Below are 15,849 nucleotides of genomic sequence, written 5' to 3'. Positions count from 1 at the left end.
ATATTAACTTTTTCACACTAAATTTTACAACTAAAGGGGTAGTAGTAATCATGAAGGCAAAAAAATTAGTGAGTTTAGCATTACCAGTTATGTTATTGAGCGGTTGTATTACAATTGAAACGGATGGTAAGAAAGCTGATGAACCAAAGAAAGAAGAAACACAAAAGGTAGAGAAAGAGAATAAGGCTTCTGAAAAAGAGAGTAAGTCAACTGATAGCAAGAAAGAAGATAGCTTATCTGTAGCGAAAGGTGAAGGTACAAACAGTAGTTCATCAAGTAGTCAACAAAGTTCCTCTTCTAATTCTTCAACTGGTTCTGATGTTGAAAGGTATAAGGCAGATATCATAAACAGTGCTACTCAAATTGAAGATACAATGAAATTAATTGAAGGAATAGCAGATTCAGACGTAAAATCATACAAACAAAAGAAAAGTGAAGTACAACTAAGTTTAGGTGGAGCAAAGGCAACAACGAAGAAACTGAAGAATTTACAAGCGCCTCCTGAGTTACAGGGAGAACAGGCGAAGATAAAGCAATCGATGGAACTGTATGCGGATTGTTTTCAACTTCTCTTTGATGCATTAGATCAAGAAGACGAGAGTAAAATGCATCAAGCAGTAAGTAAAGCACAAGAAGGTTCAAAACTGTTTGAAGAAGCAGCGAAGAGCATCGGTAGTAAAACCAACTAAGAATAAATGATTTAAAGGGGTATGAGGTATGAAAGTGAAGAAACTAATAGCTGCTGCAGTTCCAGTTGCTTTATTATTAAGTGGTTGTGTTACAGTAAAAGATTCGGCAAGTAAAGAAGAAAAGACAGAAGAAACAAGTAAATCTAAGGCTTCTGAAACGAAAGAAAAATCAACGAATGCGAAAGAAGAAAGTAAAGATGTTCAAAAGGTTCGCGTTTTGGATGAAGATTATGCACAATATTTATTAGACATTGAACAGGATATGTTAAGACGATTTGATTACTATGATGCTTCTGTAAGGGATTTGAGAAACGGAAGTAAATCAAAAGCTGAGGTATTAGATAGTATTAAAGACATCTATAAAGTATTTGATAAAATAGAGAAGATTTCCGCACCGCCAAAACATAAAGAAGATCAAAAAGAGATTGAAAGAGCGACGGATAAACTAAGAGAAACATTCGGTGAGATAGAGAAGTTATTCAAAGATAAAGGATTCAGCATAGAGACTGATAAAGAAATCTTAAATAGAGCAAATACAAAACTAGAGGAAGCAAAACGTATTTGGAAGCCTACGTTCGATAAGTTAAGATCCGAAACAAAAGGTGATACAGTCACAGAAAAATCTACTAGTACAACAAGTAATTCTACACAGGCAAACTCAACTACTGGTAGTCAGGCTCAAACAGATAAAAGCCAAGCAAAAACTGGGGTATTTGTAGGTACAGTTGGTACAAGTGAAGAGTTAGGAATTAATTATGAGAACATGCAGAAGAACATTAAAGATGGTACTGAGATTATTGGTAATTGGGGTATTGATTACGGTAGTGGCATAAAAACTACGTTAGTACTAAAAGGTGATAAGACATTTGAGTCCTATGCGGATGGTTCTTATCCGAATAAAGATAACTACTTAACAGGAACATATGCGGTAGATGTTCCATCATTCCAATTATCGTTAAAGGTAACAAAAGCAGTTAAAGACGGTCAAGAAGTAAAGCTAACAAATGATAGTATGATGTATAAATTACAAAACTATGATGGAAACACATTACAAATTTATCATATGGACGATAACGTTCGTATTCGGTATGCAAAACAATAAATAATCGGCAAAAAACTCTGTAATGAATTTTACAGGGTTTTTTGCTCGTTCTAATTTCATTATCTTTCTTGATGGTATCGATACTAGTATAAGTTGGGAAATGAATAAAATGATTTTCTTTCTGGAGAATGATAAGAAGGGGAATCAGGATAGTGATAAGGATTCGTTTTTATTATAATTATGGGAGCGTGGATAACATGTCGTTATCCACTTTTTTATTTTTTGAAATATATCAACGATTTTTCAAATATATCGAACACAACTTGAAATATATCAACGATTTTTTCGATTTATCGACGATTCGACATAAGATATCGACTTACCGACACGAAACGACAACTCGCTTTACTCTACATCATGTATTTGTCCATACTAGATGTAGAGAGGTGATAAACACAGTATGATTTTTAGTGAACGCTTAGAAGAAGAACGAGAAAAACGAAATTGGTCGCAAAGTGATTTGGCTGAAAAAATTCATGTAAGTAGGCAGTCTGTTTCGAAATGGGAGACGGGAAAGAACTATCCGAGCATTGAAATTATTATTCATTTAAGCGATTTGTTCGGTATTACGATTGATGAACTGCTAAGGAGCGATGAAGAGTTGACGCAAAAAGTAATTGAAGATAGTAAGCAATTAGCGTATCCAAAATGGAAGGTGTTTTTTGATAGTTTATTTATGGTCGGGGTATTTTTGTTTCTTACAAAAATCGTTGTATGGACATTAAATAAGTTTGCAGGAACGAGCATTACAATTTTAGCGGACGCACCATATGTAATGAGTTTTTTACCTTTCATATTAATGGTTATAGGTGGCACTGCTTCTAATAAGTTGAAGAATATGTATAGGTAAAAAAAGATTTGAAAGAAATCCCCTACACTAGCTGTTCTTTTTACTTAAATTGTGTACTATAAAGGATAGGACGACATAAAGAAGGGGACATTTAGAATGGAATTTCATGAACAAAAGATTTTGCCGGCAGTGAGGCAAATTAAAGATTTGGAAAAGCTATTACATAGTTCGTATGAGTATATCGTTATTTTAGATATTCATGTCGGTCAATTGAAGAGTGTTATATCGCTTGCGAAGCAATATTGTAAGAAGGTATTTTTACATGTGGATTTAATTCATGGCTTGCAGAGTGATGGGCATGCGACGGAGTATTTATGTCAGGAGTTTAGACCGTACGGGTTACTTTCAACAAAGGCGAGCGTCATTATGAAGGCGAAGCAAAAAGGTGTTGTGGCAATTCAGCGTATCTTTTTAATCGATTCGAGTGCAATGGAGAAAAGTTGCAATCTTTTAGAAAAGACGAAGCCGGATTATATAGAGGTGCTCCCAGGAGCGTTAACGGATGTGATCGCTGAAGTGAAAGAGCGTACTGGTGTACCGATTTTAGCGGGTGGTTTCATTCGTACTGTTGATGATGTAGAGAGAGCTTTAAATGCTGGTGCGACAGCAATTACGACATCAAAACGTGAACTATGGAAACATTACCAAAAAAAGTGACGAAAATGTGAAATAATTCTGTTGACACCGCTTTCATTAACGGTTAACATTATAGACAAGTTAATAAACGTGACGGAGAAAAGTAGAGATCCACATTTCATTGTTTCTATATAAATTTATATAGAAGCGTGCAAAGCTGTGGGTCTTTTTCTTTTGACAAAAACGAATGGCCATTCATTTTACCTCTATCACATTTGAAAGCGTTTAAATTGATTGTGGAGGGATACTATGTCAGCATTTTTAGGAGAGTTAATAGGGACTGCGTTGTTAATCGTACTTGGTGGCGGCGTTTGTGCTGGTGTAAGTTTAAAGAAGTCGTTTGCGAAAGATTCTGGTTGGATTGTTATTACAATGGGCTGGGGCTTAGCGGTAGCGGTTGCAGCGTACGCGGTTGGATCAATTAGTGGGGCACATTTGAATCCAGCTTTGACGATAGGATTAGCATTTAAGGGAGCGTTCCCATGGAGTGACGTACCTGGTTATATCGCAGCACAAATGATTGGGGCAATTATCGGGGCAGTTATCGTATATTTACATTACTTACCACACTGGAAAGAAACAGAAGATCCAGGAACAAAGTTAGGTGTATTTGCAACAGGTCCAGCAATTCCGAACACATTTGCAAACCTTTTAAGTGAAATGATTGGGACATTCGTTTTAGTATTTGGTATATTAGCAATTGGTGCAAATAAATTTGCAGATGGATTAAATCCATTTATCGTAGGTTTCTTAATTGTAAGTATTGGTTTATCATTAGGTGGAACGACAGGATACGCAATCAACCCAGCACGTGATTTAGGTCCGCGTATCGCGCACTTCTTCCTTCCGATTGCAGGAAAAGGCGGTTCAAACTGGAAATATGCATGGATTCCAGTAGTAGGTCCAATTTTAGGTGGATCACTGGCAGGATTATTCCATCAAGTTGTATTTGAAGGAAAACAAAATGCAGCACTTATTTATGTGATTATTGCAACTGTGATTGTACTAGCAATCTCTTATATGACAAGCAAAAAAAGTGGAAGCAATACAAATAGTAGAAAAGTAGCATAAGGGGGAAACCATTATGAAAAAATATATTCTTTCATTAGACCAAGGAACAACTAGCTCACGCGCAATTCTTTTCAATAAAAAAGGTGAAATTGTTCATTCAGCTCAAAAAGAATTTACACAACATTTTCCAAAGCCAGGCTGGGTAGAGCATAACGCGCAAGAAATTTGGGGATCTATTTTAGCGGTTATCGCAACTTGCTTAAGCGAAGCAGATGTAAAACCAGAACAAATCGCTGGTATCGGTATTACGAACCAACGTGAAACAGCGGTTGTATGGGATAAAACGACTGGTAAACCAATTTATAACGCAATTGTATGGCAATCTCGCCAAACAGCTGAAATTTGTGATGAGTTAAAAGAAAAAGGTTATAGCGAAATGGTTCGCGAAAAAACAGGTCTTTTAATTGACGCATACTTCTCTGGTACGAAAGTAAAATGGATTTTAGATAACGTTGAAGGTGCAAGAGAGAAAGCAGAAAACGGCGATCTATTATTCGGAACAATTGATACGTGGCTTGTATGGAAACTATCTGGTGGTAAAGCGCACGTAACGGATTACTCAAATGCATCACGTACATTAATGTTTAACATTCACGACTTACAGTGGGATGATGAACTTCTAGACATGTTAACAGTACCAAAGAGCATGCTTCCAGAAGTACGTCCATCATCTGAAGTGTATGGAGAAACAATTGACTATCACTTCTTCGGTCAAAATGTACCGATTGCCGGTGTAGCTGGTGATCAACAAGCGGCATTATTTGGACAAGCTTGTTTCGGTGAAGGTATGGCGAAAAATACTTACGGAACTGGTTGCTTCATGCTAATGAACACTGGTGAAAAAGCGGTAGCTTCTGAGCATGGTCTATTAACAACAATTGCATGGGGAATAGATGGTAAAGTAAACTATGCATTAGAAGGAAGTATTTTCGTAGCAGGTTCTGCAATTCAGTGGTTACGTGACGGAATGCGCATGTTTAAAGATGCAAGTGAGAGTGAAGTGTATGCGAATCGCGTTGAATCAACTGACGGTGTATACGTTGTACCAGCATTCGTAGGATTAGGTACACCTTACTGGGATAGTGAAGTACGCGGCGCTATGTTTGGTGTAACACGCGGTACGACGAAAGAGCATTTCATTCGTGCAACACTAGAATCTTTAGCTTACCAAACGAAAGACGTATTATGCGCAATGGAAGCAGATTCAGGTATTGAACTGAAAACATTACGCGTTGATGGCGGAGCAGTTAAAAATAACTTCTTAATGAAGTTCCAAAGTGATATTTTAGATGTTCCTGTAGAGCGTCCGGTGATCAATGAAACAACAGCTTTAGGTGCAGCGTACTTAGCTGGTCTTGCGGTTGGATATTGGAAAAACCAAGATGAAATTAAAGAACAGTGGCATATGGACAAACGCTTTGAACCAACAATGGAAACGGAAACAAGCGAAGAGCTATATGCTGGATGGAAAAAAGCAATTGAAGCAACAAAAGCTTTCAAATAATCATAAACAGTGTTATAATGGTGACAAGTTAATAATTCGGTAGGAGATTTGGAGAGACCACAACACGCTATAGAGGCGAAATCTATAGCGGAGTTTGTGGTCTCTTTTTTCGTTATCAAAGGGAGGAATTACCATGAAATTTTCAAGTAAACAACGTAAAGACGTATTAAACGGAGTAAATAAACAAGAATTAGATGTGATCGTAATTGGTGGAGGTATTACTGGTTCTGGTATTGCATTAGATGGAGCAACACGCGGGTTATCAACAATTGTGTTTGAAATGCAGGACTTTGCAGCAGGTACATCAAGTCGTTCAACGAAGCTTGTACACGGTGGTCTACGTTATTTAAAACAACTTGAAGTGAAAATGGTAGCAGAGGTGGGGAAAGAGCGTGCGATCGTATATGAGAACGGTCCCCATGTAACAACACCAGAGTGGATGTTACTTCCGTTCCATACAGGCGGTACGTTCGGATCATTTAGTACATCAATTGGTCTTCGTGTATACGACTTCTTAGCAGGTGTGAAACGAAGCGAGCGCAGAAAAATGTTTAACCGTGAAGAAACGCTGAAGAAAGAGCCTCTTGTAAAACAAGAAGGATTAAAAGGCGGCGGTTACTACGTAGAATATCGCACTGATGATGCGCGTCTTACAATTGAAGTAATGAAAGAAGCAATTGAGCACGGTGCAAAAGCTGTTAACTACGCAAAAGTAGATAGTTTCTTATATAAAGATGGAAAAGTATGTGGTGTACGTGTAATCGATTTACTAGATGGTGAAGTATACGAAGTTTACGGTAAGAAAATTGTAAACGCAGCTGGTCCTTGGGTAGATACACTTCGTGAAAAAGATAACTCGAAAAAAGGAAAAGTACTTCAGTTATCAAAAGGTGTTCACTTAGTAATTGACCAAAAACGTTTCCCATTAGGGCAAGCAATTTACTTCGATACACCAGATAAACGTATGGTATTCGCGATTCCGCGCGGAGGAAAAACATACGTAGGTACAACAGATACGTTCTATGATAAAGATGCAGCTGTACCACAAATGACAACAGAAGATCGCACGTACATCATTAATGCGATTAACTACATGTTCCCAAGCGTAAAAATTACGGAAAAAGACATCGAGTCAAGCTGGGCTGGCGTACGTCCGTTAATTTATGAAGAAGGTAAGAGTGCATCTGAAATTTCTCGTAAAGACGAAATTTGGACTTCTGAATCTGGTTTAATTACAATCGCAGGTGGTAAATTAACAGGATACCGCAAAATGGCTGAAATGGTAGTAGATTACGTAACGAACTTACTACAAAAAGAAGGTCATAGTGCATATCCGAAGAGCTCAACGAAACATATGCCAATCTCTGGTGGACATGTAGATGGCTCTAAAGGATTACCAGCATTTATCGCGAAAAAAGCAGGTGAAGGTACGAAATACGGTTTAACAACAGCACAAGCAGAAGAATTCGCGAAATTCTACGGCTCTAACGTAGACGTACTGTTCGAATTAGCTAAAAAACATAAAGACGAAGCGAAAGAATACAACATGCCGCTAGACGTTCTAATCCCACTTGTATACGCAATGGATTACGAAATGACAGCAAAACCAGTCGACTTCTTCGTACGCCGCAGAGGCGCTGTATTCTTCAACATCCACTGGGTATACGAGTGGAAAGAAGCAGTAATCAACTACATGGCTGCAAAACTAGGCTGGAGCAAAGAAGAGCAAATGAAATACACAGCAGAACTAGAAAAAGCATTAACAGACGCTGTCATTCCTGTAGATCAACAAGAGCATGCAGCTGCATTAGCGTAAAATAGAGAAACACCTGAAGAGAAACTCTTTAGGTGTTTTTTTATCTTGACTAAAAATAAATAAAATGTGTTACAATGATGGTAGAGTATATAGTATGAATTTTGCATAAAATAAAGAAGACAGAAGCCTGAGAAACTTCTGCCTTTGTAACCTAACTTGCTATTGTGGTGGTAGTAGGTGCGGTTATAAGACAATTACATTAACGTTTTAGCCGAGAACCGCCCTTACCTTTTCCACGAAGCAGGGTGGTTCTCGCTTTTTTGTATACAGAAATTAGCCACGGACCGACGTATCTTCTACCGATGACAACGCCAGCTCCGGTTAGGATACCATACACTAATTTAATGACAAACATCGCGATCATATTATCACCTCCCCCTTTTTTCAAAATGGAAGAGATGATTACCACACCTACTAGTTATAGCTTATTAAGTTACGTATTTATTGTATTATGTTTTAAAATAGGGAACAAGACATATAGATAAAAAGCCCTAGCGTTCAAACTCAAACCCCCACTGAAAGGCTTTATCTCAGTAGGGGTAGTTGACTCCTTGTTAAATAAACATAACTAAAAAAATAAAGATACTGATAACAATATCCAAATGAAATACACGGCAGAACTAGAAAAAGCAATAAATCAACAAGAACAAACAGCTGCGTTATGTATAGAATTTCAAATACTACACTTGTATGAAGAGTGTACTGGTTTTGATAGTATCGATCCATCTTTGTATGGCCATGAAATATTAGATTCTTTAAGTGAGCGTTAGAAAGAAGGAGGACTCGATTAAATCGGTTCTCTTTTTCATTTAGCGATAGGAAACGAAGACGCCCCTCTTATTGCAAACTTAAAGAGCGCCGTGGGAGAAAGACGCTCTTTAGGTGAATGTATTGTAACGACTATTCGGTTTATTATATGTAAGTTGCTGAGGAAGTGTTTTATAAAAAACGTTATTACCCTCTGTATTTTTTTATAAATTTATAAAACTTTTCCATACAGTGCGTCGTCTAATATATGGGAAGGAGGGAAGGCTGTGGATGAATTAACGGTAGAAGCGTTTGAAATAGAAGATAAGGAGGACCTTATCGACGAAATAATGAACAAGTATGGACAAGAAGTCTTACAGCTTGTGTATTCATATGTGAATAATAAAGAGGTTGCGGAGGATTTAACGCAAGATATATTTGTGAAATGTTATAAATCTCTTCATACATATAAAGGGAATTCGAACTTAAAAACATGGCTATGGAGAATTGCAATTAATCATTGTAAGGATTATTTAAAAAGTTGGTATAACAAAAAAGTTATTGTTACAGAAGATGACTTTACGTATATGGAGAGTCAAAAAGAAAGTGTGGAACAAACTGTCATTCAAAATGCGGAGGATCGTGAACTGGCTTCTGCAGTAATGAATTTACCGATCAAATATCGAGAAGTCATTTATCTATTTTATTATGAAGAATTATCAATTAAAGAGATTGCGATTGTAATAGATGTGAAGGAAAACACGATAAAAACGAGGCTGAAAAAAGCGAAGGAGCTTTTGAAGAAAGGATTGGAGGAATAATCAAATGGAAGATCGATTAAAAGGCTTGCGAAAATCAATGGAGAACACAACTTTTAAACATTTGAGTTTTTCTGATCAGCACCAGAAGCGGGTGCGTGAAAAAATCAATCAATCGTCCGAAAAAGAAGAAGATATCCTTTTAGCAGTGTTGCAACTTCTTATGAATGAAAAAACAGGCTATGAATTGATGCAGTTACTACGGGGAAGAGGGATTCAAACATTTGAAGGTAATGAAGGGTCTCTATACACTTTGTTACATCGTCTAGAGCAGAATCGCTTTATCCAATCTAGCTGGGACCACGAAGGAGCTAAATATTATCAATTAAATGATAAAGGAAACAAGATGCTGCGAAAGGCAGAGAAGAATGCTACGAAGGCACGATTTATATTAAAAGGATTCGTACAGGAGTGAGAAAAATTGAACAAAAAAGGGGAGCGTTTTTTAACAGAAGTTACGAACCATATTAAATCAAAAGAAGCGAAGGACTTAGTAGCAACTGAACTGAATTTTCACTTAAAACAGGCAAAGAATATGTGGATGGATAAAGGGTTAAGTGAGGAAGTTGCTGAAGATAAGGCTGTTGAGCAAATGGGGAGTCCGAGTAAACTAGGGCGGGAACTTAATAAACTTCATAAGCCAAAGGTGGATTGGTTCTTAATTGGTTTATTAGTGGCTGCGATGGGGTTAGGGTTTTTGCCGGTTTTGGTTTTTGAATATACGAATGATGTAATGATAAATAAGGTGATATTTGTTATTCTCGGTGTTGTAACAGCGATTGGGATGATGTTACTTGATTATCGGAAATTAGAGAGAATGGGATGGTTGTTTTATGTAATCGGAGTAGTTGTCCTGTTAATACTATACTGTTTTCCAAACGCTTCAATGATTGGAGAACCGTTAATACAAATCGGTCCAATTGCAATTGACTGTCTAATGGCAGTGCCTTTCTTTTTTCTAGCTTGGGCTTCTTTTTTTAATAATAGTAGGTTAAAGATTATACATCTTGTGGTTTTATATTTATTTTCTTTGTACTTATTTTTGATTGTATCCACCCTTTCGTCAATTTTTATCTATATTACGATGGTATTCGTTATGCTTTGGTGGAGTAAGCTAGGAAAGAAAACGTCGTTGATTATTACGGTTGTACCTATTTGTTTATTTATTATTAAGGTATCCGTATCATGGTCTTCAGGATACCACTTAGATAGACTTTTAGGGTATTTAAATCCTGAGAGTGATGCAGGTGGCGCAGGATTTATGTATATACGTTTAAAGGAGGTAATGTCGTCAGCAGGTTGGTTTGGTACATATGGAGATATGAAATTCATCCCTGCTCCGGATACTGATTTTGTATTTGCAAGTTTGACTTACTATTATGGGTATTGGCTTGCGTTAATTCTTGTCTTCGTTCTTTCTCTTTTTGTAGCAAGATTAATAGTCATCTCTTATAAAATAAATGATCGGTACGGTAAATTGCTGCTCGTTGGTGGATTGACTCTTTTTGTATTCCAGTTCATTTATAATGTTGGAATGATACTAGGATTATTGCCGCTTGCTGCTATATCCTTACCTTTTATTAGCTACGGATTAACGCCGACTGTATTTCATGCGCTTATAATGGGGATTGTACTGAGTGTGTATAGGCGTAAAGACATTCCAGCGAGAAAATCAGCTTAAAAAACAAACCACCTAGTCCCTATATTTTTTAGGGTGTAGGTGGTTTTATTTACACACTTAACAAGTTTTTCCGTTCTCAACTTCTCCGCATGAATCTGGAATTTGCTTATCTTTTATTAATAGTAATAAAAGTTCAAAAAACTGTTCGCGTTGTTCTAATGTGAGGTTTTTTAGAATATCGTTTGCGACTTTGTCTTGGAAAGCGAGCGCCTGCTCCATATTGGAATGCGCGCGTTCAGTAAGTTGAATTAATGTAGCTCGGCGATCAGTTGGATCTGGTATACGAACTAGGAGCTTGTCTTGTTCGAGTGCATCGACAAAATCGGTAACTGTACGTGCTTTGACGCCTAATTTAGCAGCTAATTCATTCATTCGAATGGGACCATTTTCAGAAACGGTGGATAGAACGCGTAACCTAGGACCTGTTAGATGATAAGGTGTGTCAAGGGCTGACAATTGAGATTGAAATTCTCTTTGAACATAGTTGGACGATTGCATTAAAATATGGATGATATCTATTGCAGCTGGATTATTTGATTTCATGAATGGGATGACCTCCTCATTATTTTGTAGTTCATTTTTGCACGTTTCATAAATATATTGTATATTATTAGTGAGTATCCTCTCTATATTATAAACAATTAGTGAGTAACCTCATTATATCGCGTACTCATAATGTGTAATAGCGGGATAATTACTATTATAACTGATGCGGGGATCTATAGAAAACGATAATAGAGAGAGGTGGATTTATGTAAGGAATTTCAAATCGTTTCAGCATTTAATAGCAATACCCTTAAAAAATATATAATGGAGGATTGTACATGACTATTGTAGCATTAGTACTTCAATGTTTATTAATTTTTGCATTTTTCTTTTCAAGTGTGAGTAAAATTGCAGGAGCAAAAATGCAAGTAGAGGCTTTCGCTCATTTAGGTTTACCGCAATGGTTTAGAATTGCGACAGGTTGGATTGCTTTAGCAGGCGTGGTTGGACTAATTTTTGGTTTCTGGAATGAGATCGTATTAGTTTTAGCAGCATTATGGATTGCTTGTATTATGTTAGGAGCTGTATTGTCACATATGCGTGTTAAAGATCCAATTGGAAAAATCATGCCAGCAGCCGTGCTTATGATTTTAGCACTAGTTCTTGCGGTCATTCATTTTTCAGCAGTAACAGAACTTCTGTAAAGCGAATTGTAGATTTGATTGAATAGAGGTAGAAACTGAGCACGTACGATAAAAATGATATCCTCATTATAATAAAATAGTGAGGATATTCATTATGTTGATACTCATTTAAATTTGTATAGATTATGGGAAAGAGAAAGGGGGTCTACAAGATGGTAGATCATTCATCACAAAATGCAGATAAATTGCTAGCAGTTTTAGTAGTTACGCTAATATTTTCGGTTATGAACGGTACGATGTTTAATGTAGCTCTTCCTGAAATCGGTAAAGAATTCAACCTTGTCCCTTCAGAGGTTAGTTGGATTATGACGAGTTATATGGTCGTTTATGCTGTTGGTTCCATCGTAATGGGAAAACTGGCGGATAAATATCGGTTAAAGGATTTGTTAACGTATGGACTACTTATTTTCGCTCTAGGTTCCTTGCTTGGTCTACTTGCTACTGAGTATTGGGTTATCATTTTAGGCCGTGTCATTCAGGCAGCGGGAGTGCGCTTGGAATTTCAGCAGTTGGTTTAGCGCTTGGGAATGCTTTAGGGCCCGTTGCCGCTGGATTAATTACGAGTTTTGGAAGCTGGAGACTCATGTTTGTTCTTTCATTACTACCGCTTCTAACGCTACCTTTCTTTAGAAAGTATTTAGACAATGCAAAAGGGAAGGCAGGTAGTATTGATATTCTTGGCGGAGGTCTATTAGCTGTATCGGTCGCGTTCTTCTTGCTTGCCATTACGCAGATGCAAGTGCTGTTATTCCTTGGAGGATTTGTTATGTTAGCTTTCTTCATTTTGCGAATTAGAAAAGCTACAGAGCCTTTTATTAAACCGACTCTGTTTAAAAATAAGAATTTTTCGATTGGGTTACTCCTTGCCTTTATGACGACAGCGATGAGCTTTAGCATGACATTCATGACGCCGCAATTTCTATCGGCAGTAAATGGATTGACTCCTTCGAATATTGGTTTTGTTTTAGTTCCAGCTGCAATTGCCTCGGCAATTATGGGAAGAAAGGGAGGAAGGGTAGCTGATACTCGGGGCAATTTTGTACTCGTTTTTATTGCATCAGTATTCATATTCCTTGCTTTCTCATTATTATCTACTTTCATTGGGGTCTCGGCTTTTGTCATAGCATTGATTTTAATTTTCGGAAATGTAGGACAGACCTTTATGCAGATTTCAATGTCTAATACAATTTCACAAACACTGTCAAAGGAAGAGACAGGTGTGGGAATGGGATTACTGTCGATGATTAATTTCATATCTGGCGCGATGGCTATGAGTGTAGTAGGGAAATTGCTTGATAAAGGATCGACGTCACTAAAGCTAAATCCTTTTGTTGCAAATGAAGCTGCAAATATGTATAGTAATATCTTCGGCGTGATGTCATTGTTGATCTTACTTGTAGTTGTGCTCTACCGTTTTCAATTTGGTATGGGCGTTTCTACGTTAAATATGACTAGCAAAGGTAGTAAAAACTTATAAAAGAAAATACAAGGAGGGTTTATGTATGAATACTCAAACTGCACCTGTTTCTTCGCAGTCAAAGGAGTTTGACAATGTGAAAAGACTCCCAATTTTAATATCAATGATCATTGGAGCGTTTTTCACCATTTTGAATGAAACATTATTGAACGTTGCTTTTCCACAATTAATGGTTGAGTTGAATGTAACAGCGTCGACTCTTCAATGGCTTTCAACAGGGTACATGCTTGTAGTTGCTGTACTCATTCCAGCTTCTGCTTTATTAGTACAATGGTTTACAACAAGACAAGTATTCATAGGTGCTATGGTAATCTTTACTTTCGGTACACTTGTAAGTGCGATTGCGCCTGGATTTTCTATACTATTAATGGGTCGCTTGTTACAAGCAGCAGGTACGGGATTAATAATGCCCGTATTAATGAATACGATTCTCCTTCTATATCCTCCTGAAAAGAGAGGAGCAGCAATGGGGAGTATTGGGCTTGTAATCATGTTTGCCCCTGCCATTGGGCCGACACTTTCAGGGCTCATTTTGGAAACATTGAATTGGAGATGGCTATTTTATTTCGTTCTTCCATTCGCGATTTTTTCTATTGTTTTTGCATTTATTTATTTGAAAAATGTCTCTGAGCCTACTAAACCAAAGGTGGATGTATTATCTATTCTTTTATCTACAATTGGATTTGGCGGAATTGTTTATGGATTTAGTAGCTCAGGTGAAGGTTGGGGTAGTTTCCAAGTATATGGCATAATCCTAATTGGTCTTGTAGCAATTCTATTCTTCGTATTGCGTCAATTGAAATTGAAAGAGCCATTACTAGACCTTAGTGCATTTAAGTATCCGATGTTTATGCTCACGACAATTTTATTGACGATCATGATGATGACGATGTTCTCGACAATGACGTTATTACCATTTCTATTCCAAGGTGCTTTAGGTTTAACTGTCTATGCAACCGGTCTTATCATGCTTCCAGGTAGCCTGTTGAATGGTCTGCTTTCTCCAGTTTCAGGGAAGCTTTTTGATAAATTTGGTCCAAGAGCGCTTATTATTCCTGGTACGTTATTATTAGCAGGTGTGATGTGGTTCTTTACACAAGTAACGGCAGATACGTCTAAAATAACTTTCATCCTATTACACGTCACTATGATGATATCTATTTCAATGATTATGATGCCGGCGCAAACGAACGGTTTGAACCAACTTCCGAAGCGATTTTATCCTCACGGAACAGCTATTTTGAATACTCTATCGCAAGTAGCGGGTGCGGTAGGAGTTGCGTTCTTTATTAGTGTTATGACTTCCGGACAAAAGAAATATTTGGATGCATCTTCAAATCCAACTGACCCAGCTCAATTGACAGAAGCAATGGTTTCAGGCGTGCATAACGCATTTACGATTGGCTTTGGTTTGGCACTACTTGCAGTCGTTGTAGCTTTATTTATAAAACGTTCGCAGACCTCAGAAAGTTAAGGGTCGAAGTAAAGAGGGTATGCCGAGGGCAACCCTCTTTATTATTTTGTTCCTACATATTAATTTGATTTTGGTTCCTTCTTATTAAAATAGTATTTGTCGGATAGCCCACCTTTTTAAATTTATAATGGAGCAGCTCTACTTAGCGATAAAGCTTCATTTTATGTTTAAATAAGTGAACTCGCTTTAATAGAAGTACATAATTCAGAACGAGAAATGGATTCAGCTAATTGTTGTAAATAAGCATGTTCTGTCGTATTTTTTTCAGAAGTGTTAGGATCCAATAAAGGTGAAGAAAGAAGTATATCAATCGTAAGTATGTCTGCATCATGAGAAATGATGTTATAACCTGCAAATACAGGTCGTTTTAAGTCTTTTACTTTTTGAATCATTTGATGGAATTTCGTAACACTTATATTGATTTGTGCGAATGGAAAGCATTTTTGGGTAGGATTCTCGATGGTCTTTCTAATTTTATAATCGTATACATAGTAGTACTTTTCTTGCTGCTCAAGTGTTTGCAACTCTTTCGTTAATAAGTGGTATTTGTCTGTAAGTCCAGTTGTAAGTGCATCGTGTTCTTCGTCAACTAATAATGTGAAAGGTCTTGGTTATGAGATTGAAAGGGTGCGGACGTTTAGATCAGTAAAAGTGGGATTAGATTGTAAAATGGTATGTAATTTCTCGGTAGGAAACTCACCGTCATAAATAGCAATAAAATAATGGTTCATCTTTTCGCTCCTTAACTTTTTTCTAAACTGATATATTCTACTTTAAAGGTGTAAGTCCTGCAT

General features: G+C 37.1%; 15 protein-coding genes and 2 pseudogenes. 14 read left to right on the top strand and 3 right to left on the bottom strand.

The annotated features are described in order from the left end of the window. Positions 1 to 50 precede the first annotated feature (50 nt). From QCI47_RS22760 to glpD, 7 genes are all read left to right on the top strand, one after another. Positions 51 to 689, top strand: a complete 639-nt coding sequence (locus QCI47_RS22760; protein WP_000644826.1) for a DUF7018 domain-containing (lipo)protein — start codon at positions 51 to 53, stop codon at positions 687 to 689. A gap of 28 nt (positions 690 to 717) precedes the next feature. Next, positions 718 to 1,791: a DUF3994 domain-containing protein gene (locus QCI47_RS22755; protein ID WP_309422059.1), complete on the top strand. Its 1,074-nt coding sequence runs from the start codon at positions 718 to 720 to the stop codon at positions 1,789 to 1,791. Between the two features lie 400 nt (positions 1,792 to 2,191). Then, positions 2,192 to 2,641 (top strand): helix-turn-helix domain-containing protein, encoded by a 450-nt coding sequence (locus QCI47_RS22750; RefSeq protein ID WP_071741424.1) that lies wholly within the window; start codon positions 2,192 to 2,194, stop codon positions 2,639 to 2,641. Between the two features lie 96 nt (positions 2,642 to 2,737). Further along, positions 2,738 to 3,298: a glycerol uptake operon antiterminator GlpP gene (glpP, locus tag QCI47_RS22745; protein WP_000394287.1), complete on the top strand. Its 561-nt coding sequence runs from the start codon at positions 2,738 to 2,740 to the stop codon at positions 3,296 to 3,298. A gap of 228 nt (positions 3,299 to 3,526) precedes the next feature. Beyond that, positions 3,527 to 4,348, top strand: coding sequence for a glycerol uptake facilitator protein GlpF (gene glpF / locus QCI47_RS22740; protein ID WP_001272193.1), 822 nt, complete (start codon positions 3,527 to 3,529; stop codon positions 4,346 to 4,348). A gap of 13 nt (positions 4,349 to 4,361) precedes the next feature. Further along, a complete protein-coding gene (gene glpK / locus QCI47_RS22735; RefSeq protein WP_353811956.1) occupies positions 4,362 to 5,852 on the top strand; it encodes a glycerol kinase GlpK in 1,491 nt (496 codons plus the stop codon). A 133-nt stretch (positions 5,853 to 5,985) separates the two neighbouring features. After that, on the top strand, positions 5,986 to 7,668 hold the full coding sequence (gene glpD, locus QCI47_RS22730) for an aerobic glycerol-3-phosphate dehydrogenase (RefSeq protein ID WP_044792646.1): 1,683 nt from the start codon (positions 5,986 to 5,988) through the stop codon (positions 7,666 to 7,668). Positions 7,669 to 7,867: 199 nt separating this feature from the next. Here glpD and QCI47_RS22725 read toward each other — a convergent pair whose 3' ends face one another. After that, positions 7,868 to 8,032: a hypothetical protein gene (locus QCI47_RS22725; protein WP_000561154.1), complete on the bottom strand. Its 165-nt coding sequence runs from the start codon at positions 8,030 to 8,032 to the stop codon at positions 7,868 to 7,870. A 238-nt stretch (positions 8,033 to 8,270) separates the two neighbouring features. Between QCI47_RS22725 and QCI47_RS22720 the strand changes: the two genes are divergently transcribed. From QCI47_RS22720 to QCI47_RS22705, 4 genes are all read left to right on the top strand, one after another. Next, the gene (locus QCI47_RS22720) at positions 8,271 to 8,438 is read left to right on the top strand and encodes a hypothetical protein (protein WP_000877814.1); all 168 of its coding nucleotides are present in this window, start codon (positions 8,271 to 8,273) and stop codon (positions 8,436 to 8,438) included. Positions 8,439 to 8,702: 264 nt separating this feature from the next. Beyond that, a complete protein-coding gene (locus QCI47_RS22715) occupies positions 8,703 to 9,236 on the top strand; it encodes a sigma-70 family RNA polymerase sigma factor (RefSeq protein ID WP_071741423.1) in 534 nt (177 codons plus the stop codon). A 4-nt stretch (positions 9,237 to 9,240) separates the two neighbouring features. Continuing rightward, complete coding sequence (locus tag QCI47_RS22710; protein ID WP_000390164.1) at positions 9,241 to 9,648, top strand: PadR family transcriptional regulator; 408 nt, start codon at positions 9,241 to 9,243, stop codon at positions 9,646 to 9,648. Between the two features lie 6 nt (positions 9,649 to 9,654). Beyond that, positions 9,655 to 10,914: an FtsW/RodA/SpoVE family cell cycle protein gene (locus QCI47_RS22705; RefSeq protein ID WP_071741422.1), complete on the top strand. Its 1,260-nt coding sequence runs from the start codon at positions 9,655 to 9,657 to the stop codon at positions 10,912 to 10,914. A gap of 57 nt (positions 10,915 to 10,971) precedes the next feature. Here the strand turns inward: QCI47_RS22705 and QCI47_RS22700 are convergent, their stop codons facing one another. Next, positions 10,972 to 11,457: a MarR family winged helix-turn-helix transcriptional regulator gene (locus QCI47_RS22700; protein WP_000841456.1), complete on the bottom strand. Its 486-nt coding sequence runs from the start codon at positions 11,455 to 11,457 to the stop codon at positions 10,972 to 10,974. Between the two features lie 281 nt (positions 11,458 to 11,738). Here QCI47_RS22700 and QCI47_RS22695 point away from each other — a divergent pair, with 281 nt between their 5' ends. The 3 genes and pseudogenes from QCI47_RS22695 to QCI47_RS22685 all read left to right on the top strand — a co-directional run bounded on the left by QCI47_RS22695 (position 11,739) and on the right by QCI47_RS22685 (position 15,055). Then, a complete protein-coding gene (locus QCI47_RS22695; RefSeq protein ID WP_000156910.1) occupies positions 11,739 to 12,104 on the top strand; it encodes a DoxX family protein in 366 nt (121 codons plus the stop codon). 152 nt (positions 12,105 to 12,256) lie between these two features. Further along, a pseudogene (locus QCI47_RS22690) lies at positions 12,257 to 13,581 on the top strand (MFS transporter). A 25-nt stretch (positions 13,582 to 13,606) separates the two neighbouring features. After that, positions 13,607 to 15,055: an MDR family MFS transporter gene (locus tag QCI47_RS22685; protein ID WP_309422063.1), complete on the top strand. Its 1,449-nt coding sequence runs from the start codon at positions 13,607 to 13,609 to the stop codon at positions 15,053 to 15,055. Positions 15,056 to 15,222: 167 nt separating this feature from the next. On the opposite strand, the pseudogene QCI47_RS22680 reads toward QCI47_RS22685, so the two are convergent. Beyond that, positions 15,223 to 15,786 (bottom strand): annotated as a pseudogene (locus QCI47_RS22680) (hypothetical protein). Positions 15,787 to 15,849: the final 63 nt, after the last annotated feature.

This window comes from Bacillus cereus group sp. RP29 (assembly GCF_040459765.1).
In the GTDB taxonomy this organism is placed as follows: domain Bacteria; phylum Bacillota; class Bacilli; order Bacillales; family Bacillaceae_G; genus Bacillus_A; species Bacillus_A paranthracis.
This window is presented reverse-complemented; position numbering and strand designations above follow the sequence as displayed.

Coding starts and splice junctions, on each gene's coding strand:
- QCI47_RS22760 (WP_000644826.1), top strand. CDS start 51: ATGAAGGCAAAAAAATTAGTGAGTTTAGCATTACCAGTTATGTTATTG.
- QCI47_RS22755 (WP_309422059.1), top strand. CDS start 718: ATGAAAGTGAAGAAACTAATAGCTGCTGCAGTTCCAGTTGCTTTATTA.
- QCI47_RS22750 (WP_071741424.1), top strand. CDS start 2,192: ATGATTTTTAGTGAACGCTTAGAAGAAGAACGAGAAAAACGAAATTGG.
- glpP (WP_000394287.1), top strand. CDS start 2,738: ATGGAATTTCATGAACAAAAGATTTTGCCGGCAGTGAGGCAAATTAAA.
- glpF (WP_001272193.1), top strand. CDS start 3,527: ATGTCAGCATTTTTAGGAGAGTTAATAGGGACTGCGTTGTTAATCGTA.
- glpK (WP_353811956.1), top strand. CDS start 4,362: ATGAAAAAATATATTCTTTCATTAGACCAAGGAACAACTAGCTCACGC.
- glpD (WP_044792646.1), top strand. CDS start 5,986: ATGAAATTTTCAAGTAAACAACGTAAAGACGTATTAAACGGAGTAAAT.
- QCI47_RS22725 (WP_000561154.1), bottom strand. CDS start 8,032: ATGATCGCGATGTTTGTCATTAAATTAGTGTATGGTATCCTAACCGGA.
- QCI47_RS22720 (WP_000877814.1), top strand. CDS start 8,271: ATGAAATACACGGCAGAACTAGAAAAAGCAATAAATCAACAAGAACAA.
- QCI47_RS22710 (WP_000390164.1), top strand. CDS start 9,241: ATGGAAGATCGATTAAAAGGCTTGCGAAAATCAATGGAGAACACAACT.
- QCI47_RS22700 (WP_000841456.1), bottom strand. CDS start 11,457: ATGAAATCAAATAATCCAGCTGCAATAGATATCATCCATATTTTAATG.
- QCI47_RS22695 (WP_000156910.1), top strand. CDS start 11,739: ATGACTATTGTAGCATTAGTACTTCAATGTTTATTAATTTTTGCATTT.
- QCI47_RS22685 (WP_309422063.1), top strand. CDS start 13,607: ATGAATACTCAAACTGCACCTGTTTCTTCGCAGTCAAAGGAGTTTGAC.